The organism is Variovorax sp. Varisp46 (assembly GCF_059491885.1).
The window spans coordinates 2,688,571-2,709,030 of sequence record NZ_CP168515.1 but is presented as its reverse complement, the minus strand read 5'-3'; the positions used below and the strand labels follow the sequence as shown (position 1 = coordinate 2,709,030).

20 protein-coding genes are annotated in these 20,460 nt (G+C 68.4%); 3 read left to right on the top strand and 17 right to left on the bottom strand.

Annotated features, from left to right (window positions below; translation table 11 throughout):
- Nucleotides 1-6: 6 nt before the first annotated feature.
- The 4 genes from ACEN9N_RS12860 to ACEN9N_RS12845 form a co-directional block, all read right to left on the bottom strand.
- Nucleotides 7-1,236 (bottom strand): ABC transporter substrate-binding protein, encoded by a 1,230-nt coding sequence (locus ACEN9N_RS12860; protein WP_413312714.1) that lies wholly within the window; start codon nt 1,234-1,236, stop codon nt 7-9.
- A gap of 93 nt (nt 1,237-1,329) precedes the next feature.
- On the bottom strand, nt 1,330-2,985 hold the full coding sequence (locus ACEN9N_RS12855) for a long-chain-fatty-acid--CoA ligase (RefSeq protein ID WP_413312715.1): 1,656 nt from the start codon (nt 2,983-2,985) through the stop codon (nt 1,330-1,332).
- Between the two features lie 156 nt (nt 2,986-3,141).
- On the bottom strand, nt 3,142-4,479 hold the full coding sequence (locus tag ACEN9N_RS12850; protein WP_495656204.1) for a M20 metallopeptidase family protein: 1,338 nt from the start codon (nt 4,477-4,479) through the stop codon (nt 3,142-3,144).
- Nucleotides 4,480-4,690: 211 nt separating this feature from the next.
- Nucleotides 4,691-5,053 carry a DUF3761 domain-containing protein gene (locus ACEN9N_RS12845; RefSeq protein ID WP_495656203.1) on the bottom strand — a complete coding sequence of 121 codons (363 nt, stop codon included), beginning with the start codon at nt 5,051-5,053 and terminating at the stop codon, nt 4,691-4,693.
- Nucleotides 5,054-5,234: 181 nt separating this feature from the next.
- Here ACEN9N_RS12845 and ACEN9N_RS12840 point away from each other — a divergent pair, with 181 nt between their 5' ends.
- Nucleotides 5,235-5,561 carry a hypothetical protein gene (locus ACEN9N_RS12840; protein ID WP_413312719.1) on the top strand — a complete coding sequence of 109 codons (327 nt, stop codon included), beginning with the start codon at nt 5,235-5,237 and terminating at the stop codon, nt 5,559-5,561.
- A 226-nt stretch (nt 5,562-5,787) separates the two neighbouring features.
- On the opposite strand, the gene ACEN9N_RS12835 is transcribed toward ACEN9N_RS12840, so the two are convergent.
- Nucleotides 5,788-7,521 (bottom strand): cytochrome c biogenesis protein DipZ, encoded by a 1,734-nt coding sequence (locus tag ACEN9N_RS12835; RefSeq protein WP_495656202.1) that lies wholly within the window; start codon nt 7,519-7,521, stop codon nt 5,788-5,790.
- 149 nt (nt 7,522-7,670) lie between these two features.
- Nucleotides 7,671-9,053 (bottom strand): ATP-binding protein, encoded by a 1,383-nt coding sequence (locus ACEN9N_RS12830; RefSeq protein WP_495656201.1) that lies wholly within the window; start codon nt 9,051-9,053, stop codon nt 7,671-7,673.
- Between the two features lie 262 nt (nt 9,054-9,315).
- Here ACEN9N_RS12830 and ACEN9N_RS12825 point away from each other — a divergent pair, with 262 nt between their 5' ends.
- Nucleotides 9,316-10,059, top strand: coding sequence for a response regulator (locus tag ACEN9N_RS12825; protein ID WP_184641902.1), 744 nt, complete (start codon nt 9,316-9,318; stop codon nt 10,057-10,059).
- On the opposite strand, the gene ACEN9N_RS12820 is transcribed toward ACEN9N_RS12825, so the two are convergent.
- The 7 genes from ACEN9N_RS12820 to ACEN9N_RS12790 all read right to left on the bottom strand — a co-directional run bounded on the left by ACEN9N_RS12820 (nt 10,023) and on the right by ACEN9N_RS12790 (nt 15,983).
- Complete coding sequence (locus tag ACEN9N_RS12820) at nt 10,023-10,181, bottom strand: hypothetical protein (RefSeq protein ID WP_495656200.1); 159 nt, start codon at nt 10,179-10,181, stop codon at nt 10,023-10,025. The two genes, ACEN9N_RS12825 and ACEN9N_RS12820, sit on opposite strands and share 37 nt — an antisense overlap.
- A gap of 120 nt (nt 10,182-10,301) precedes the next feature.
- Nucleotides 10,302-10,865, bottom strand: a complete 564-nt coding sequence (locus ACEN9N_RS12815; protein WP_495656199.1) for a thioredoxin family protein — start codon at nt 10,863-10,865, stop codon at nt 10,302-10,304.
- 151 nt (nt 10,866-11,016) lie between these two features.
- Nucleotides 11,017-11,979: a tripartite tricarboxylate transporter substrate binding protein gene (locus tag ACEN9N_RS12810; protein ID WP_495656198.1), complete on the bottom strand. Its 963-nt coding sequence runs from the start codon at nt 11,977-11,979 to the stop codon at nt 11,017-11,019.
- A 23-nt stretch (nt 11,980-12,002) separates the two neighbouring features.
- The gene (locus tag ACEN9N_RS12805) at nt 12,003-12,878 is read right to left on the bottom strand and encodes an amidohydrolase family protein (protein WP_495656197.1); all 876 of its coding nucleotides are present in this window, start codon (nt 12,876-12,878) and stop codon (nt 12,003-12,005) included.
- Between the two features lie 4 nt (nt 12,879-12,882).
- The gene (locus tag ACEN9N_RS12800) at nt 12,883-14,076 is read right to left on the bottom strand and encodes a CoA transferase (RefSeq protein WP_413312729.1); all 1,194 of its coding nucleotides are present in this window, start codon (nt 14,074-14,076) and stop codon (nt 12,883-12,885) included.
- Between the two features lie 26 nt (nt 14,077-14,102).
- The gene (locus ACEN9N_RS12795) at nt 14,103-15,077 is read right to left on the bottom strand and encodes a tripartite tricarboxylate transporter substrate binding protein (protein ID WP_413312731.1); all 975 of its coding nucleotides are present in this window, start codon (nt 15,075-15,077) and stop codon (nt 14,103-14,105) included.
- Nucleotides 15,078-15,113: 36 nt separating this feature from the next.
- Nucleotides 15,114-15,983: an HpcH/HpaI aldolase/citrate lyase family protein gene (locus tag ACEN9N_RS12790; RefSeq protein WP_413312733.1), complete on the bottom strand. Its 870-nt coding sequence runs from the start codon at nt 15,981-15,983 to the stop codon at nt 15,114-15,116.
- A gap of 75 nt (nt 15,984-16,058) precedes the next feature.
- Between ACEN9N_RS12790 and ACEN9N_RS12785 the strand changes: the two genes are divergently transcribed.
- A complete protein-coding gene (locus ACEN9N_RS12785) occupies nt 16,059-16,964 on the top strand; it encodes a LysR family transcriptional regulator (protein WP_007833043.1) in 906 nt (301 codons plus the stop codon).
- On the opposite strand, the gene ACEN9N_RS12780 is transcribed toward ACEN9N_RS12785, so the two are convergent.
- Genes ACEN9N_RS12780 through ACEN9N_RS12765 form a run of 4 tightly spaced genes read right to left on the bottom strand, consistent with a single transcriptional unit; the run spans nt 16,961 to nt 20,368 of the window.
- Complete coding sequence (locus ACEN9N_RS12780) at nt 16,961-17,587, bottom strand: hypothetical protein (protein ID WP_007833045.1); 627 nt, start codon at nt 17,585-17,587, stop codon at nt 16,961-16,963. The two genes, ACEN9N_RS12785 and ACEN9N_RS12780, sit on opposite strands and share 4 nt — an antisense overlap.
- A gap of 34 nt (nt 17,588-17,621) precedes the next feature.
- Nucleotides 17,622-18,422: a DUF899 domain-containing protein gene (locus ACEN9N_RS12775; RefSeq protein WP_413312738.1), complete on the bottom strand. Its 801-nt coding sequence runs from the start codon at nt 18,420-18,422 to the stop codon at nt 17,622-17,624.
- 1 nt (nt 18,423) lies between these two features.
- Entirely contained in the window at nt 18,424-19,104 is a 681-nt protein-coding gene (locus ACEN9N_RS12770; RefSeq protein ID WP_413312740.1) for a Vgb family protein, read from the bottom strand.
- A gap of 43 nt (nt 19,105-19,147) precedes the next feature.
- Complete coding sequence (locus ACEN9N_RS12765; RefSeq protein ID WP_495656196.1) at nt 19,148-20,368, bottom strand: helix-turn-helix domain-containing protein; 1,221 nt, start codon at nt 20,366-20,368, stop codon at nt 19,148-19,150.
- Nucleotides 20,369-20,460 lie beyond the last annotated feature (92 nt).

Genomic DNA, 20,460 nt, shown 5'->3' with positions numbered 1-20,460 from the left:
TACCGCTCACTTGCCCTTGATGAAGTCGCAGCTGCTCTCGGCCAGCGGACGCCAGGTCTGTTCGGGCGGGATCTCGGCGCGCACCGCGTAGTAGTCGTTCGCACCCTTCGACTCGGCCGGCTTCTTCACCTGCACGGCATACACCGGGCGCAGCGCCTGGCCGTCCTCGCGGATCTTGACGTCCTTCGAGAAAAAATCGTTGATCGGCGTGGCCTTCATCTTCGCCGCGACCGTGGCGCCGTCGTCGGTGCCGGCGGCCTTGACCGCATTCAGGTAGTGCATGGTCGCGCTGTAGGCGCCAGCGTGAATATAGGTTGGCACCACGCCCTTGTTGCGCGCCATGAAGCGCTTTGACCATTCGCGCGAGGCGTCGTCGCGGTCCCAGTAGAACGGCACCGTGAGCTGCAGGCCCTGGGCCACGTCCAGGCCCATGGCCGACACGCTGTTGATGGTCATGCCGAACACCGACACCATCTGGCCGTTGCGCGTGAGCTTGTACTCGGCCGCCTGCTTCAACGCGTTCGACAGGTCGAGGCCGGCGTTGAGGATGACGATGGCCTGCGCGCCGCTGGACTGCGCCTGTAGCAGGTACGACGAGAAATCGGTGGCGCCCAGCGGATGCTTGACCGAGCCCACCACCTTGCCGCCGGCGGCCTGGATGAACTTGGTGGCGTCGTCCTGGAAGGCCTGGCCGAAGGCGTAGTCCACGGTGATGAAGTAGAAGCTCTTCACGCCCTGCTTCATCAGGCTTTGCACGCCCGCCTTGGGCAGCGCATAGGTGTCCGTGAGGAACTGGAAGTTCATCGGCGAGCACGACTTGTTGGTGAGCTCCGCGCTCACCGTGCCGGCAATCAGGTACGGCTTCTTGCGCTCCTTGAGCAGCGACGAGACCCCCAGCGCGATCGACGAGGCCGAGCCGCCGACGATGGTGTCGACCTTCTCGGTGTCCAGCCACTTGCGCGCGATGTTCAGGCCCACGTCGGGCTTGTTCTGGTCGTCGGCCACCAGCACCTCGACGGGCTTGCCGAGCACCTTGCCGCCGAAGTCCTCGACCGCCATCTTCACGGCCAGCGAAGAGCCGGGGCCGCCATTGCCCGAGTAGGGGCCGGTCTGGTCGGCCATGACGCCGATGCGCACGACGTCGTCGCTGATGGTATTCGGGGTGCCCTGCGCAGCAGCCGCAGCGCAGGCGAGAAGAATGGCCGCAGAGGCCGCGAGCCGGAATCGATGTTGCATGCTTGTCTCTCCATTGTTTTCAGGGTTGCTGTCGCGTGAACTCGGCCGCAGCACCGGCGGGTGTCGGGGGCGTGTTTGGGGGGCGCCCGAACCTCAGTCGGCAACGGCCGCGTCGGTCGGCAGCCGGTGGCCCTGGAACTGCTCGCGCAGCCGTGTCTTCAACAGCTTGCCGGTGGCGGTGTGGGGCAGTTCGTCGACGAAGACCACGTCGTCGGGCATCCACCAGCGGGCCACGCGGTCCTGCATGAAGCCGAGGATTTCCGCAGCCGTGACCTCTGCGCCTTCGTTCGGTACCACGATCAGCAACGGGCGCTCCTGCCACTTGCTGTGGTACGCGCCGATCACTGCGGCTTCCTTCACCTTGGGATGGCCGACCGCGAGGTTCTCGAGGTCGATGGAGGAGATCCATTCGCCGCCCGACTTGATCACGTCCTTCGAGCGATCAGTGATCTGCACGTAGCCGTCCTTGTCGATCAGCGCGACGTCGCCGGTGGCGAACCAGCCGTTCGCGTCGAGCTCGGCGCCGGGCTCCTGGCCGTAGTAGGCCGATACGACCCAGGGGCCGCGCACCTTCAGTTCCCCGGGCGTGTGGTCGTCGGCGGGCAGCCGGCGGCCTTCGGCGTCGAACACCGCGATCTCCACGCCGAAGATGGCGCGTCCCTGGCGGGTCTGCACGTCGAAGCGCTCTTCCAGGGGAATGCCGTCGTGGCGCGGCAGCAGGTTGCAGATGGTGGCCAGCGGGCTGGTCTCGGTCATGCCCCAGGCCTGGATCACGTAGGCGCCGAACAGGTGCTCGAACTTCTCGACGATGGCGCGCGGCGCGGCGGAGCCGCCAACCACGACACGCTCGAGGCACAGGCCGGCGCGCGCAGCCGCATCGAGCTTCTCCGCGTGCTGGAAGAAGCCCAGCCACACGGTCGGTACACCGAGCGAGAAGGTACAGCGCTCGTCACGCATCAGGTTGAAGAGGCGCTCGCCGCCGAGGTCCGGGCCCGGCAGCACCAGCTTGGCGCCGCACATGGCCGCCGCGTAGGGAATGCCCCAGGCGTTCACATGGAACATCGGCACCGCGAGCAGCACGCTGTCGCGCGCGCACAGCTGCAGGCCATCGGCGGCACAGGCGGCCCACGAGTGCAGCACCGTCGAACGGTGGCTGTAGAGCACGCCCTTGGGGTTGCCCGTGGTGCCGGAGGTGTAGCACAGCGACGAGGCGGTGTTCTCGTCGAGCGAGGGCCATTCGGCGAGTGGCTCGGCATCGGCCACGAGGTCTTCGTAGCACAGCAGGGGGCCGGGCAGGTTCAGCGCAGGCAGCTCCGCGCGCGAACACATCGCCACGAATCCCTTGACCGATTTCAGCTGCGGTGCGACCTGCTCGAGCAGCGGCGCAAAGCCCAGGTCGAAGAAGACCAACTCGTCGGCCGCGTGGTTGACGATGTAGCCGATCTGCTCGGGAAAGAGCCGCGGGTTCACGGTGTGGAGCACCGCGCCCATGCCCGAGGCGGCGTAGTAGAGCTCGAGGTGCCGGTGCGTGTTCCAGGCCAGCGTCGCGACGCGTGCGCCGGGCTGGATGCCGAGCGTCCGCAGGGCGGAGGCGAGCCTGGCCGCGCGCAGCGCCACCTTGCGCCAGGTGGTTCGCACGCAGGTCCGCATGTCGAGGTGCGAGACGATCTCGACGTCCGGATGATGGCGGGCCGCGTGTTCCAGCAGGCTGGAAATCAGCAGCGCGTTGTCTTGCATCAGGGCGTTCATTCGTTGTCTCGCGTCTCTGGTTCTGTGGTCTCGGCCGCCGGCCTCGATGCTTGTTTTTACATGCCGGCCGGTAAGTTAATTCATGCTAGCAGTTTTGGCTGACAGCCACAACGCGGGTGGGTCGGGGGAAACCCGGGGATCAGCCGTCGGCTGTCTTCAAGGCGACGTGCCGTTGGCACGCGTCATCTGGGCGAGGGTTGCGCTGGTCAGCGCGCGCACGCCGATGCGCATGGCCGACTCGTCGATGGTGAACAGCGGCGAGTGGTTCGTCGGACCCGCGCGGTCCGGATAGGGCGAGGCGTTGAGGATCCAGAAGACCACCGGGATGCCCGTGGCGCCGAACGCGCCGAAGTCCTCGGAGCCCATCGACGGCAGGATTTCCGCGACCTTGTCCTTGCCCGCTGCGGCCTTCAGGCCATCGACCAGCGCCAGGGTGGACGGTACGTCGTTGACCAGCACGCCATAGCCGCCGCCGGTGTCGATGCGCACGTCGGCCTTCACGCCATAGCTGGCTGCGATGTGCTCGGCCTTCATGCGGATCTGCTCGTGGGCCGTCTTCTGGTTCTGCGCCGACAGCGCGCGCACCGTGCCGGAGAGTTCGGCGGTCTCGGGCAGGATGTTGAAGCGGTTGCCGCTTTGCAGCATGCCCACCGTGACCACGGTGGCGCCGCCGTCAATGGTCGGGTTGGTGCGATGGCTCACGATGTTCTGCAGGCCCAGCGTGATCTCCGCGGCCGCCAGCATCGGCGTATTGGCGGCCCAGGGCGCGGCGCCGTGTCCGCCCGCACCGCTGAGCTTGATGTCGAACACATCGATGCTGGCCAGCATCGCGCCTGGGCGATAAGAGATCGAACCCTTGGGCGCTTGCGAGCCGATGTGCTGGCCCAGCACGACGTCGACCTTGGGGTTGTCGAGCACGCCCGCCTTGACCATGGCCAGCGCGCCGCTCGGGCGGTCGCCGGGGCCGATCTCCTCGGCCGGCTGGAACAGGAACACCACCGTGCCGGGCAGTTCGGCGCGCATGGCCGAGAACGCCTGCGCCGCGCCCAGCAGCATCGCCACGTGGGTGTCGTGGCCGCAGACGTGCGCCACCGACACCTCCTGGCCACGCCACATGGCCTTGGCCTTCGAGCGGAACGGCAGGTCGTTGCGCTCCTCGACGGGAAGGGCATCCATGTCGGCGCGCAGCGCCACCACCGGGCCGTGCTTGCCGCCGCGAAGCACCGCCTTGATGCCGGTTCCGGCGATGCCGGTCTGCACTTCGATGCCGGGAATTTTCGCCAGGACTGCGGCGATGTACCTGGCCGTCTCGATCTCTTCGTAGGCCAGCTCGGGGTGCTGGTGGATATGCCGGCGCCATGCGATCACGTTGGGCTCCGCGGCATCGGACAGGGCGAGCGCATGATCGAGCAAGGGTTGCGGCGTCGCCGCCGAAGCCATGGCCGACACGATGCCCATCGCGGCCGCACACAGGGTTTGTTTGAAGAGTCGCATGAGGGTGCCTTGTTGTGGTGCGCCACGGGCCGCCGAGGCTGGAGGTTTGTTTTACATGCCGGCCGGTAAATTAACTGATGCTAGCAGTTTCGGCCGATAGCCACAACGAAGGGAGCGGGGGGAAAGCGAGGGGAGCAGCAGGCCGCTGTCTGCTCGTGGGTTTTCGCCGGGGCACGGGCGCGAAGCAGCCCGCGCCCCGGCATTGCGACGTTCAGCAGGCCTTGCCGTGGGCTGCGTGAGCGCCCTTGGCCTTTGCGTCGGCCTCCGACATGTACGAGCCGTGCTTCGTCTTGCCGAAGTACTTGTCGGTCGCGCAGTGATAGACCTTGCCGTTGACCCAGACCTGGCCTGCGGCAGGTGCTGCTGCCGTGGTGGTCGTTGCGGGTTTGGCCGCGGGCGCTGCGGCTGCGGGTGCTGCGGCCGCGGGCGCAGCGGCTGGTGCCGGTGCCGGTGCTGGTGCCATTTTTGCAGCGGGAGCGGGGCTCGTCGTTGCTGCTGCAGCCGGTGGCTGCTGCGCAAAGACCGAAGCGGTGAAGACAGTTCCGGCAGCCAACAGGATCAGGGCTTTTTTCATGATTGCACCTCAAGGGTCACACGAAAACACGTGCATGTGGCTGTCAACGTCCTCGCCGCATGTCGGTTGACTCTTCGGCCATGCCATCGGAGGCGGCGAGCTCCAGACAGGGACGCATTTCACGATTGTCAGAACTGAACTTGCTCAGTTTGCAAAGAGGATGGGTCCGGAGATTCACTCGATGCCAACCTTGAAGTATCTCGAATACCAAGGAACTATTTCCTTGGGGGCCAACGTCGCGGCGCCTATCCTCGGCGCCCTCATGAGCGTCACACAACAGCTACAGCTTCTCGTCAAACTGCCCGATGGCTGGTCGAGCCGCATCGATATCCAGCGGACCACGAACGGCCGCTACGCCGGCGTTGCCGAGCTGAGCCTTCGCGGGCTCAAGCAGGGAGTGCTCGTATTCATGCAGCAGCCCACGCTGGAAGCGGCAGTGGAGCGCGTGAGGCTTCGCGCCAGCCAGTTCGCGAGGGCGCGGCTTTTCTTGCCGAGTGCCCGGTCGTAGATGCCGCACGACCGAGCAATGCCTTGCGGGTTGGGTTTTTCTATCCTGCACATGAGAATTCCCAACCCACGAACGCACAGCCACGCGGCACCATGGAGCCTAATTGAAGGAGAACGCCATGAAGGCATTCAGGAAGTTCGTTGGCGGCGTCATCTCTATCGCCGGAGCCGTGGTGCTGGTGGCTCAGCACCTGTGAAAGGGGCACGCGCCCGCTGCCGCGAGGCACTCAGCCGAAGGTGAACACGTAGGCCTGCGCGCCGGCATCGAGGAATTCAATCTCGAACAGGCGCTCCCTGTCGTTCGCCGCCTGGCGCACCAGCTGGTACAGCCGCTGCCCGTCGATGGTGCCGTTGCCCTGCGCATCGGTATCGGCGCCGTGGTCCGCGAGCGGAGGCTTGCCGTCGACCAGCACCCTGAAGCGCACCAGCTTGCCATCGGCCGACGGGCCGAGCACGAGGTGCAGGTCGCGTGCATGGAAGCGGTAGGCGATGCGCCCGTTGGCGCGGACCAGCACCGCGCGTTCGCTCTCCACCGTCCATTCACCTGCCAGTGCCCATTGGTTGGTGCGCAGCGATGGCGCAGCCGCTGAATAGACGTGCGCATGGTCGTTCGATATGCCGCCGGGCGAAGCGAAGTTGTGCGCGCGCTCGTAGCCCAGGTAGGTTTCGCCCGACAGGGCCGGCGATTTGGCCGGCGCGGCCTGCGTGCCCTGGCCTTGCGGCGAGACCAGGTCGGCCGGCACGGCGGGCCGCCCCGCTTCCGCCAGCAACTGCTGGATGACCTGTTCCGCCTTCGCATACTGGCCCTCGCCGAACTGGTGATGCCGGATGCGCCCCTGCGCATCGACGATGTAGAACGCCGGCCAGTACTGGTTGCCGAAGGCGCGCCAGATCGCGTAGTCGCTGTCGATGGCCACGGGGAAACCGATGCCCAGGTCCTTCGTCGCGCGGCGCACGTTGGCGGGCAGCTTCTCGAACGCGAACTCCGGCGCATGCACGCCGACGACCACCAGTCCCGCATCCTTGTACTTCTCGGCCCAGGCACGAACGTAGGGCAGGGTGCGCAGGCAGTTGATGCACGAGTAGGTCCAGAAGTCGACCAGCACCACCTTGCCGCGCAGGCTCTCGGCGGTCAGCGGGGCGGAGTTCAGCCATTCGGTGGCGCCCGCGAGCGAAGGAAGGCCGCCTTCGTCGGGCAGCGCCGGTGCGCGAGGTTGCGACAACGGCACGGGGATCGGCATTGGCATGCCGATCTTCTCCACAAGTGCTTTCTCCAAGGCCGAAGTGGTGCCGACCGACAGGCGGCTGAGCAGCCCGGTGTCCAGCCCCAGCGCGATGGCGCCGACACCCGCGAGCACGGCCACGCCGGCTGCACGCCGTACCCATTCGCCGGTGCGCAGCGAGCCCTTCATCGCCGAGAACAGCCGCCCGCCGAAGAGCAGCGCGGCCGCCAGCGAGGTGCACGCACCTGCCGCGTAGGCCAGCAGCAGCAGCGAGGTGCCGATGCTTGCGCCGTTGAGCGCCGCGCCCGTCAGGATCAGTCCGAGGATCGGCCCCGCGCAAGGCGCCCACAGCAGCCCCGTGCCAACCCCCAGCAGGAGCGGCGAGAACACCGACGCCTTTGTTTCCGGCGCTGGCCCCGCCAGCCTCAGGCCGAGTGCCACCAGCGGCCGGCTCAACCGGTCGGCCACCGACGGAAACAGCAGCGTCACGCCGAATACCGCGAGCATCGCAATCGCGGCATAGCGCCCGTACTGGTTGAGCGCCACGACCCAGCCGCCGCCCACGGCCGCGAGCGTGGCAATGGCCGAGAACGCCAGCGCCATCCCCAGCAGCATGGGAAGGCCGTGCGAGCGGAACGGCCGGTCGGCGCGCGCGAACACGAACGGGAGCACGGGCAGGATGCACGGGCTCAGGATGGTGAGCACGCCACCGAGGTAGGCAACGATGAGGAGCAGCATGATCGGATTCCAGTCGGTGAATGTTGTCGATGAAGGGCTAAACAGGAAGTCGAGAGCGAGCGGGGCCCTTCACGGTCTCGCCATGCGAGCCGCTCTTCTCTTTCTTCTTCGGTCGGTGGTGCTGCTGCGGCGGCTGCCGCGCAGCCGGCTCAGTCCGGTGGCGCGGCCGCGTTGGTATTCACGGTCAGCCGGGCTTCCAGCCCGCCTTCGTCCCGGTTGCGCAACGTGAGCTCCGCGCCCATCGCCGTCGCCAGCTGCTGTGCAATGGCCAGGCCCAGCCCGGTGCCGCCGGTGCCGCGGTTGCGCGAGCCCTCGACGCGGTAGAAGGGCTTGAGCACGTTCTCCAACTGGTCGGTCGGAATGCCGGGGCCGTTGTCGACCACGGCCAGCGTCAGCCGGTTGCCGGCGTCTGCATGCACCTGCAGGCGTACGTCGGTGCCGAACTTCAGCGCGTTGTCGATCAGGTTCGTCAGGATGCGCCGCAGCGCGTTCGGCCGCGTCATCATGGGCTCGCCCACGCGGCCTTCGAGCAGCACCTGCTCGCCCGAGTCCTCATAGTCGGCCACCATGCTCTCGAACAGCGCGTCGGCGTCGATGCGGCGCGGCGGCTCGGTGGCACCGTGCAGCGTGCGCGCGTAGGTCACGCCTTCGCGCACCAGGGTGTGCATGGCGTCGAGGTCCTGGCGGAACTTGTCGCGGTCATGGCCGTCGTCCATCAGGTCGGTGCGCAGCCGCATGCGGGTGATGGGCGTCTGCAGGTCGTGCGAGATGGCCGCGAGTATTTCCACCCGCTCGGCCATGTAGCCGGCGATGCGCTTCTGCATCGCGTTGAAGGCGCGCGCCGCGTGCTTTACCTCGGTCGGCCCCTCTTCGGCCAGTTGCCGGCCCTTCAGGTCGGGGCCCAGCTCGTCGGCCGCGTCGGCCAGCTGCGCCAGCGGCCGGGTGACCAGCCGCACCGCGTACCAGGCACACACCGCCAGCACCAGCAGCTGCACCCACAGCAGCCACATCACCCAGCTCGACACCGGCATGTCCACGCGCCGCGCATGCACCACCACCGAGGAGCCGTCCGACAGCCGCACCTGGATCTGCAGGCCCTGCGGCGGGTTGCTCACCTGCCCGATCTTCACGATCTCGAAGGGGCGCATCGCGTCGGCGATCGCGGTCGCGAACTGCTGCGACGACGGCGTGTCGGGCGCCTTGCCCTGCGCGTTCCCGCCGAGCACGAAGCGGTAGTTGCGCCGCTCCAGCCGCGCCAGCCAGCCCTCGCGTTCGGCGGCCGGCAGCCGATCGAGGATGGCGACCGAGCTGGCGATGTCGCGCTCGATGCCGATCATCATCAGCTCGCGCATCGCGATGCCGCGCTCGTAGCCGATGGCCATGAAGGTCAGCAGCTGCGCGATGGCCAGCCCGACGACGATGATCAGCGTCACCCGCGAGAACAGCGAGCGCGGCAGCAGCCGGCGCAGGCCCATGGGGGCGCAGGAGGCCGGCGCGATGTCGGCGGGAAGGCTGGCGGCGGGAGTAGGCATGGACGGGTTTATAGACCCGGTCCCGCTCCAAGGCGCGGCGGTTTGTATTCCAGTGTGTTGGGCCGCGTGGCCTGACATACAACATTACCCGTCGCGCCCGGTCTGCCTCCACGGCGCCGGCCCTGCCGGCGCGCCCGTGCAAGCAACATAGTGTGGTCGCCCGGCCCGCCGGATACACGGGCATACAAAACCGCCCGATCCTTCGCCTGCACGGGCTACATTGCACCTGCCCGTCGCCCTGCGGGCGCATCACCGCACTTCCATGAACATTGCCAAGACCTCCGACCACATCCTCATCGTCGACGACGACCGGGAAATCCGCGAACTGCTCTCCACCTACCTGGTCAAGAACGGCCTGCGGGTGGTGACGGTACCCACGGGGCGGCACATGCGCGCGGCGCTGGAGGAGTCGGGACCTTTCGACCTGATCATTCTTGACCTGATGCTGCCGGGCGAAGACGGGCTCACGCTGTGCCGCGACCTGCGCACGGGCAAGTACAAGGCCACGCCCATCCTGATGCTCACCGCCCGCAGCGAGGAGGCCGACCGCATCCTCGGCCTGGAGATGGGCGCCGACGACTACCTTGCCAAGCCATTCTCCGCGCGCGAGCTGCTGGCGCGCATCCGCTCGGTGCTGCGCCGCACGCGCATGCTGCCGCCGAACATGCGTTCCACCGAGTCGGCCTCGAAGCTGGCCTTTGGCGACTGGCAGGTCGACACCACCGCGCGCAACCTGATCGACGACAGCGGCGTGATGGTGGCGCTCAGCGGCGCGGAGTACCGGCTGCTGATGGTGTTTCTCGATCATCCCCAGAAGGTGCTGAGCCGCGACCAGCTGCTGAGCCTCACCCAAGGTCGCGAGGCGGAACTCTTCGAGCGCTCCATCGACCTGCTGGTGAGCCGCCTGCGCCAGCGCCTGCGGGACGACGCACGCGAGCCGCGCTACATCAAGACGGTGCGCAGCGAGGGCTACGTCTTCTCGTCGGCGGTCGAGGCGCTCGACTGACGCCTGTGCGGCCGAGGCTGCTGCGGCTGCCGGGCGGGGATGCATTGGCAGTTCACCGGGTTGCGGATTTCCTGCGAGATGCCGCCTGCGAGGAAGAGGAGGGCGAACCAGAGCTTGTTCATTTCTCTTGTTTGTCTCGTGTTGTGGTTGCTTGTGTTTTGGGGGCGTGCGAATGGCACCGGGCGCTCCCCTCCGCGAAGGTCCCCCGTCGTCGTGATCGCACCCCGAACTACTGCGCCGCCTCAAGTCCCAGAAGGCTCAGCCAGCAGCGCCTGAATCTTCTTCTCGGTAGTGCCGTAGCTGCCTTCGCCAAAGTGCGAATAGACGATCTTTCCCTGCTTGTCGATCAGGTACACGGCCGGCCAGTACTGGTTCCTGAAGGCCTTCCAGGTGCCGTAGCTGTTGTCCTGCGCCACGGCATGCTTGATCTGCAGACGCGCGATGGCGTCCTTCACGTTCTTCGTCGATTTCTCGTACGCGAACTCCGGCGTGTGAACGCCCACGACGACCAGGCCCTTGTCCTTGTACTTCTCGTTCCACTCCTTCACGTAGGGCAGGTGGTTGAGGCAGTTGATGCAGGTGTAGGTCCAGAAGTCGACCAGCACCACCTTGCCGCGCAGCTCGCTCAGCTTCAGCGGCGGCGAGTTGAGCCAGGTGTCGATGTTCTGGAATTCCGGTGCGGGCACGGCCTCGCCGACCGGAACATCGCCGCCCAGCGGCGAGGGCGCGGCAAAGGTCAGCGTGAGGGCTGCCGCAGAGGCCGCGATGGCGACGGCAAAGAAGAGGGCGGGAGAGCGAAAGCGCATGGCGATTCCTTCGGAAGAGTGACGGGCGTCGTCTGTGAACGGAGCCGATTCTTCGCCGGGCCACCCCGCCGCGGAGCGAAATGCGTATGCCTCTGTATCCGCGGGACGAACCCCACACACTACGTTTCACATCCCGCGCGGACGCGCATGGTCAATCGACCCTGATGTTGCGCGAGCGCACCAGCGCACTCACTCTCGCCGTCTCGTCCTGCACGAACTTCGCGAACGCCTCGGGCGCGGTGCCCGCGGGCTCCAGGCCCAGCTGCAGCAGCTTTTGCCGCACGGCCGGATCGGCGACCGCCGCCTGCGCCGCCTTGCCGAGCTTCTGCACGATGTCGACCGGCGTCCCCTTGGGCAGGAACATGCCGTTCCACTCGACCACGTTGTAGCCCGGCAGGCCCGACTCGGCCAGCGTCGGCACGTCGGGCAGCCCCGGCACGCGCTTGATGGAACTCACGCCCAGCGCGCGCAGCTTGCCGCTCTTGACGTAGCCCAGCGTCGAGGCCACGTTGCCGAAGTAGGCCGACACCTGCTCGCCCATCACGTCGGTCAGCGCGGGCGCGCCGCCCTTGTAGGGCACGTGCATCAGGCCGATCTTCGCCTGCTCGTTCAATGCCTCGCCGGCGAGGTGCGAACCGGTGCCGCCGCCGGCCGACGCGAAGCTCAGCTTGCCGGGGTTCTTGCGTGCGTAGTCGATGAACTCCGGCACCGTCTTGTAGGGCGCGGTCGCCGGCACCACGAGGATCTGCGGCGCCGTGGCCACCAGCGACACGGGAATGAAATCCTTCGCCGCGTCGAAGGGCAGCTTGCGCAGCGAGGGGTTCACCGAGAACGCCGACGCGTCGTACAGCACGGTGTAGCCGTCGGCCGCCGCCTTGGCTACGTTGTCGGCGCCGATCACGCCGCCCGCGCCCGGCTTGTTGTCGATCACGATCTGCTGGCCCAGCGCGGTGCTCATCTGCTGCGCAACGATGCGCGCGGTGTTGTCGGCACCGCCGCCCGCGGCATACGGCACCACCATGCGGATCGGCTTGTCGGGCCAGGCGGCCCAGCCCAGCAGTGGGGCGGCGCAGGCGGCCAGGGCCGCGACGGATTTCAGGAGTCGCTTGTTCATGTCGATGTCTCGGGTCTTGTGGTTCAGGAAAAGTCGTAGAGCCGCGCCGGGTTGTCGACCAGCACGCGCCGGCGCTGCACTTCGTCGGGCACCCACTGGCTCAGCAGGTCGAAGAGCTGCGCGTCGTCGGGCTTGGCGATGCGCTCCGTGGGATGCGGCCAGTCGCTGCCCCACACCACGCGTTCGGGCGCCTGCATCACCCACGCCCGCGCGAGCGCGACGGTGTCGGCATAGCCGCCTTGCGCGCCGACCCGCGAGTCGAGGTACGCGCCGGACAGCTTGATCCAGGTGCGGCCGTTGTCGAGCAGCCGGTGCACCACCTCGAACGCGGGATGCGCCTGCGCATCGGGCTGCGGCATGCGCGCGAGATGGTCGAAGACGACGGTGCAAGGCAACCGCACGAGCAGCGCCGCGTGTTCCGCGATCTGGCCGGCGCTCCAATGCAGCTGCACATGCCAGCCGAGCGCATGCACCCGGTGCGCCAGCGGCTCGACCATGCCGAAGTCCGTCGCTGCATTCGTCGGCGTGTACAGCGTGAAGCGGATGCCGCGGATGCCGCCCGCGTGCAGCCCTTCGAGTTCGGCGTCGCTCGCGTCGGGCCGCACCACCGCCACGCCGCGTGTGTGCTGCGCGCCCAGTTCGCGGATGGCCGCCAGTGTCACGCTGTTGTCGGTACCGTGCACGCGCGGCTGCACGACCACCGTGCGCTGCGTGCCGATGCGCCGCTGCAGCAGGCGATAGTCGTCGGCGGTGGCATGGTCGAGCATGGCGTCGGGCGATCCCTGCAGCGCGAAGCGGCGGTCGTACACGTGCATGTGGGCGTCGCAGGCGTCTTCGGGCGCCGCATGGGTGGGCTTGCGTGTGCCGCTGCTGTGCGGCACCGCGAGATCGGCGCGCATGGGCTCAGTCGCCCGTGCGGCTGGCGGCCGCTTTCGGGGTCAGCACGTGCTGCGTGTGCTGGCCCAGTGTGGGCGCCGCGAAGGGTTCGGGGCCGGGCGTGCGGCCGAACTTCACGGGACGGGTGAAGCCGCGGTAGGAGCCCAGCGTGGGGTGCGCGAAGTTCGCGACCATGTCCTCGGCCAGCACCTGTTCGTCGTCGAACATGTCTTCCACCGTGCGGGCCGCGGCGCAGGGCACGTCCTCGCCGAACAGTTCTTCCCATTCGAGCGCGGTGCGTTCGGCCAGCGCGGCGCGAAGCTTCGGAACGATCTCCGCGAAATGTTGCGCGCGCTTGCGCACCGAGTCGTAGCGCTCGTCGTTGGCCAGCTCCTGCAGCCCGACCTTGGCGCACAGCGCCTGCCAGAAATGCGGCGTGTTGGCCGAGATGTAGATGTGCCCTTCGCGGGTCGGGTGGATGCCAGTGATGCCGCCCGAACGCATGTCGCGTCCCACGTCCTTCGGCTCGCCCTCGGCCCACACCATGCGCGCCGACTGCATCGTGAGCGCGGAGCGCAGCAGCGACACGCCGACGAACTGGCCTTCGCCGCTCTTCTCGCGCTCGTACAGCGCCGAGGCGACGCCGGCGGCCACCAGCGCGGCCGCGTAGTAGTCGACCACCGAGCCGTAGATGATCTCGGGCGGCTCGCCGCGCTTGCCCTGCAGTGCGCACATGCCGGTCATGGTCTGCAGCACCTGGTCGTAGCCGGCCTTCTCGCGCAGCGGCCCCGTCTCGCCGTAGCCCGTCACGGCGCAGTAGATGAGGCGCGGGTTCACGGCCTTCAGCTGGTCGTAGGCAATGCCCAGCCGCGGCGGCACGCTGGGGCGGAAGTTGTGCACCAGAACGTCGGCCGTGCGCACCAGCGCCATCAGCGCGGCAAGGTCCTGCGGGTTCTTGAGGTCGAGCACCACGCCCAGCTTGCTGCGATTGACGCCGACGAACGCGCGGCTCTCGGCCTCCAGCGACGACGGGTACTTGCGCAGGTTGTCGCCGGTGGGCGGCTCGATCTTGATGACCTCCGCGCCCTGGTCGGCCAGCAGCGAGCAGCCGTAGGGGCCTGCGATGTAGGCGCTCAGGTCGAGCACGCGCAGGCCGCTCAACGGCCCGGCGGGGCCTTGGCGGACAGGCAGGGACGCGTCGTCGGGGACGGTGGTGCTCATGGGCTTTTCTTTCCTTCTTTCTTTCCTCAATCGGCGGTGATGTTCTGCTGCTTCGCCAGCTTCTTCCAGCGCTCCACGTCCTCGGCGATGACGGTGCCGAACTGCGCCGGCGTGAGCGGGGTGGCGATGGCGCCTTCGCGCAGGAAGTTGGCGGTGATCTCGGGCCTTGCCAGGATCTGGTTGACGGCTCCGTTCAGCTTCGCGACCACGTCGGCCGGCGTGCCCGCCGGTGCCAGCAGGCCCCACCAGAGTTCGAACTCGTAGCCGGGTACGGCCGTGGCCATCGGCGTGAGATCGGGGGCGATGGGGCTGGGCTTCAGGCTCGTGATGCCAACGGCGCGCAGCTTGCCGGCACGCACCATCGGCAGCAGCGAGGGGCCGCTGGAAATCAGCAGCTGCGTCTGGTTTCCGACCAGGTCCGTCACGGCCGGGCCCATGCCCTTGTAGGGAATGTGCGCGATCTGCAGGTCGCCTACCTTGGCCTTGAGCAGCTCGGTGCCGAACTGGTTCACGCTGCCCGAGCCCGACGAGGCGTAGTTGTACTGGCCCGGCTTCGCCTTGATGGCGCCGATCAGCTCGGCCGGCGTCTTCGCGGGAAACTCGTTGTTGACCGCGACGATGAACGGGCCCTTGGCGAACATGGCCACGGGCGCGAGGCCCTTCACCGGATCGAAGGGCAGCTTCGACTGCACGGCCGCATTGGTCGTCATGCTGGAGGACACGGCCACGAGCGTGTAGCCGTCCGGCGCCGCCTTGGCCACCTGGCCGGTGCCGGTGTTGCCGCTCGCGCCGGGGCGGTTGTCGATGATCACGGGTTGCTTGAGCGCATCGCCGAGCTCCTTGGCAACCTGGCGCGCGAAGGTGTCGTTGGATCCGCCGGCCGGGTAGGGCACGACGATCGTGATGGCCTTGGTGGGATAGGCGGCCTGTGCGAACGCGGTGCCGGCGAGTGCGACGGCCGAGGCCACCGCGAGCGGACGAATGAATGAAGGGATACGCATTTTTTTGTCTCCGGTTCTCTTTTCGAATAGGGAAGCTCAGCCGGGCAGCAGCCCCAAGCTGCGTGCGCTCTTGACGATGGCGCGCGCGCGGATCACGAAGGGGATGTCGATCATCTTTCCGTCCACCACGTAGGCGCCGACGCCCTTGGCATCGGCCTCTTGCGCCGCCTCGACCACCTTGCGGGCGTGCGCGATTTCTTCGTCGGTCGGTCGGAACACTTCGTTGGCGATGGCGATCTGGCTCGGGTGGATGCAGGTCTTGCCGAGGAAGCCGAGGTCGCGCGCGAGCATCGCCTCGGCACGAAAGCCCTCGGCGTCGCGGATGTCGGCGAAGGCGCTGTCGCAGGCATACAGGCCCGCTTCGCCGGCCGCGATGCGCACCGCGAACATTGCCTGCCGGATCGCGGAGGGCTCGCGCCGCGCGATGCCCAGCGGCTCGAAGAGGTCGCCCAGCCCCAGCTGCAACCCCGCCACGCGCGGATGCGCCAGTGCGAGCTCGGCGGCCGTGCGCAGGGCAGCGGGTGTCTCGATGTTCAGCAGCAGGCCGATGGGCGCATGCACACCGTTGGCCCGCTCCGCGCGCTCGATGGCTTCGGCCGCCGTGCGCACATGCGCCGGGCTCTGCGGCTTGGGCAAGTTGATCAGGTGCACGCCGGCCTGCGCCACCGCTGCCACGTCGCGCTCGAAGTGCGGCGTGTCCATGGCATTGATGCGAACGATCAGCGTCTTGTGCGACGCGGCCGCTTTGCCGCTTTCGAGGAACTTGCGCACGGTTTCGCGTGCCTCGTCCTTGCGCGGCTCGGACACCGCGTCTTCCAGGTCGAGGCAGATGGCATCCGCTGCACTGGCCAGTGCCTTGGCGAACAGCTCTGGGCGGGTGCCGGGAACGAAGAGTTTGCTTCTCATGGATGCAGTGTCCGCAGTTTGTGAGAGGAGAAAAACAGCTGCTTCCTGCGATCACATCGTAGAAAATCTATCTTCATGGAAACGGCCTACCTGCAAAGCTTTCTTCTGGTGGTGGAATCGGGCTCGATGTCGGAGGCCGCACGCCGGCTTGACCTGACGCCCGGCGCGGTGGCGCAGCAGATCCGCGCGCTCGAGCGCGAACTCGCCGCGCCGCTGCTCGCGCGCGCCGGCCGCACGGTGCAGCCGACCGAGGCGGGGCACCGGCTGGTTCAGCGGGCCCGCACGCTGCTGCGCGATGTGAGCGACATCAAGGCGATGCTCGGCAGCGAAGCAGCCAGCGGCGAGTTGGTCATCGGCACCATCAATACGGCCATCCACAGCCTGCTGCCGGACATCCTCGCGCGCTTCGTGAAGACGCATCCGGGCGTCAAGGTGTTCCTGCAGTCGGGCACCACCGCCACGCTCTACAAGTCGATGCAGCAGGGCGAACTCGATGCGGCCGTGTGCTTGTATCCGTCGTTCGCGCTCGCGAAGACCTTCGACTGGGCGCTGCTGCGCGAGGAGCCGCTGGTGCTGCTCGCGCCCAGTCGGCTCGCGCGGCGCGACCCGCACGGGCTGCTGCGAACTTCACCGCTCATCCGCTACGACCGCAATCTCGGCGGCGGCAAGCAGGCCGACCGCTACCTGCGCGCGGCGGGCATCGTTCCGCAGGAGCGCTTCGAGCTCAGTTCACTGCTGGCCATCGCGATGATGGTCGACCGCGGCCTTGGCGTGTCGATCGTGCCCGACATCGCATCGCCGCTGCTGGAGGGGCAGCGGGTCGCCAAGATTCCACTGCCATTGCCCTCGGAGACCCGGCGCTTCGGCGTCCTGTGGCCGCGCGCGTCGCCGCGGCTGAAATTGATTCACGGATTCGTCGAGAGCGCGGGGCTTGTCATTGCGGGCAAGGGCAGCGGCGCTCGCGGATCGGCCGCCCGCTAGTTCCGGTTCGGGGCGAACCGACGCCGGCGCGCCAGACCGTCTGTCGCCGGATTTTCGCCTGCCGAAGGAGCGGAGGTAGCACGGACGGCGTTGAAGCCCAGGCAAACACCAATGGCCGTCACGCCGGTGACGGCGAGCATCGCCGCGGTGTGAACGCCGACGGCCGCGAGCGCCAGCAGCAGCGAGCCCGACGCGGTGATCTCGCGGGCTGCCGGTGCGCCGCTCATGCACAGCGGGATCAGCGCCGGCACCAGCATCAGCCCCGCGCCGTGCGCGGTGGACATCATGAAAGACCAGAGTGCCAGCCCGGCATTCCCGGCCGCTGCCCGCGCATGCCCTGCATTGCGGCGCCGCAGGTGATGCACCGCGACGGCGACAAGAAGCCCGCCCGCCAGCACCTGCAGCATCACGCCGCCCATCGACAGGCCAAGCGCCACTGCGGCGGCCACGAGCGCGACCGATGCGGCGTGTCCGATGGCGATCGGCAGCAGGGCCCGCAGCGCCTTCGTCCGGTCGCGCGACCGCACGCCCCGGGCGGCGGCGAACATCCAGCCGGTGGTGGGGTTCAGCCCGTGAAGGGCGCCGACCCCCGCGACCGCCAGCCATGGCCAGAGGCTTGCCATGATGTTGTCTCCACGCGCCCGGGCCGCTCGCGCTTCAGCTGTGTTCCGAGCAGCACGACCCGGCAGCCTTCGCATCGGGCTGTGGTTCGTACAGATCGTGGTGGCGCACCCATTCCATCTTGTAGGGCACGTCGCGCTCGCCGCGGCCCTCCGGCACGAGGTCCATCAGGTTGTACGCGCCCATCATCACTTCCACGCCGCGGCCGAAGGTCGAGTAGGTGTGGAACACCTCGCCTGCGTCGTCCTTGTAGAACACGCTGACGCCGGGCGCTTCCTCCTGCGGGAAGGGCTGCATGCCGTAGTTGTAGTAGACCTCGCCGCCGGCGCGTTCCTCGGGCGAGAAGCTGACGTGGAAGTCCCGGTTGAAGTCGCTGCCGTTCGACGACACCCAGTTGAACTGCCAGCCCATGCGCTCGCGAAAGCGCGCGATCTCGGCCAGCGGTGCGCGCGAGATGGCGACCAGCGTGATGTCGCGGTGCGCCAGGTGCACGTTCATGCCGTCGGTGTGGTCCGCCATGAAGGAGCAGCTCTGGCAGCCCTGCTCCCATCCCGGACCGAACATGAAGTGCTGCACCAGCAGCTGGCGCCGGCCCTCGAAGAGTCCGGCGAGCGTGCGTTGGCCGGCGGGCGTGTCGAAGAGGTAGTTCTTCTGCACGCGCTCCCACGGCAGCGCGCGGCGCTCGCGGGCGATCTGGTCGCGCAGGTGCGTGAGCTCCTTCTCGCGCGCCAGCAATGCCTTGCGCTCGGCGAGCCATCGTTCGCCGGATACGACGGGATGGTTGGCGAGGCCCGGTTCGATGGCGGGGTTCTTGGCGGTGGTGGCGAGGCCGGTCATGTCAGTGCTCCGTAGGGTTGTGGGGACGGCGAACGGCGCGGACCTTTCCGCTCTCGCCGCCGCCGGCATAGAAGAGATCGGCCCCGTCGGATTCGAGCCCGCTCACGCCGACGCCGCGCGGCATCTCGAGCCGCTCGAGCACGGCGCCGCTTTGCGGGTCGATCCGGCGGATGTCGCTTTCTTCGGCTTCCCAGGTGGCGTGCCACAGCTCGCCGTCGACCCAGGTCACGCCGGTGACGAAGCGGTTCGACTCGATGGTGCGCACGATGGCTCCGGTTTCGGGGTTGATCTGGTGGATCTTGCGGTCGCGGTATTGCCCCACCCACAGACTGCCTTCGGCCCAGGTGAGCCCCGAGTCGTAGCCGTGGCCGGGTGTGGGGATCGACGCCAGCACCTTGCCGGTGGCGGGGTCGATCTTGTCGATGCGCGACTCGGCGATCTGGTAGAGGTGCGTGCCGTCGAAGGCGGTGCCGGCGTCGCAGGCGGCATCGAGCGTGCGCGTGGTCTCGCCGCTGGCGGGGTCGAAGGCCACCAGCTTGGTGCCGGTGGCGGCCCAGACGCGTTGGCCGTCATGGGTCACGCCGGCGATGCTGCCGGAACCGCCGAAGGGGCCGTACTCGCGCACGATCTCGGCCGGCCGCACCTTGGGCTGAGTGGTGTCCTTGCTCTTCCTGCTGGTCATTGTTGGCTCCTGTAGCGCCGTGGATCGGCGCCTGGAGACAACTTTATTCAAACGGCAGCGCAGCGGGGAGTAACAAGATCGTCGTGAATCCCGCCAGCGGCGGCGACAGCCAGCGGCGCGCCCGCGTCTGGCCGATGGAGCGCACCCGTCCTTCGGCCTCCAGTTCGGCGAGGGCGCGCTGCACGGTGCGCTGGCTGGCCCCGAGCGCCAGCGCCAGGGCCGAGGTCGACCACGCCGCGCCGTCGGACAGCAACGCGACCAGCGAGGCCTGGTCTCCGTCGATGGGCGGTGCCAGCAGCGCGACGGTGCGCTCGCCATGCGGCTTGAGCACGAAGCCGCGCGGCGTGGCCTCGATGCCCGCCAGCGTGGTGGCGAGCGCGCGCAGGCGGCCGATCTCGACCCGCAGCCGCGCGCGATGCGTTTCGTCGGGGCGGTGGGTGCGGAAGGCGGATGCGATCAAGGCTTCGCGGTCGACGTCTGCGGGCCATGCTTCTGCCAGCGCGCGTGCCAGCGTGAACAGGATCGGCCGGCGAGCCAGGGGCAGCCATGCGTCGCCAGCGCCCAGGCCCCGGCGGCAGGCGTCGACCACCAGCGCGTTCGAGGCGAGGAGGGCGGCTACTTCGTCGAGGCGCAGCGCCTGCTCGCCACCCGCGAAGAGGCGCCGCGCGGCGGGTCGCTCGAAGGCCGCACGCGCCTCCGCCACCTCGGCCAGCAGCGCGGGCACGCGCGCGCGGCCGGCCGCTTCGTGTGCGCGGGCGAGTGCGGCCTGGGCCGGGCCGATGCGCAGCGAGCGCAGCGCCAGTTCGGCCGAGGTCAGTTCGGCCACCGCCCCCAGCGCTGGCGGCAGGCCGCGCGCATCGAGGTGCAGCAGTGCGGCGGCGGCTTCGTCGAGGCGGCCGAGCAGCAGGAGCCTGCGCGCCGCGATCAGCCGCGCCTGCAATGCGTTGGCGTGATCGTCGTGCGCCTCCAGCGCGGCCGCCGCCGCGGTCAGCGGGCGAGGGGAGCCGCCGAGGTCGCGCATGGCCAGCGCGACCTCGGCCTCGGCGACGATGCAGCGGGCGCGCGACAGCTCTTCATGGGCGCCGAAGTCGCGCGCGGCGCGCCGCAGCAACTCGCGCGCGCGGGGGTGTTCTCCGAGCTGCGCCATGGCGATGCCGCGCAGGGCCAGCGCCGGCGGATCGTCGCGCAGGGCTATCCGCTTGAGGGCGCCGAGTGCATCGCCGGCGGCAAGGGCGCGGGCGGAGGCGGCGATGAGGGAATCCATGGCGACAGGTTACCTTGAGGGGCAGACCGCAGGACGACGACGTTGACGAGGCCGGCAGGCGCGTCCACCATGGCGGGTCGTCGCGGGTGTCC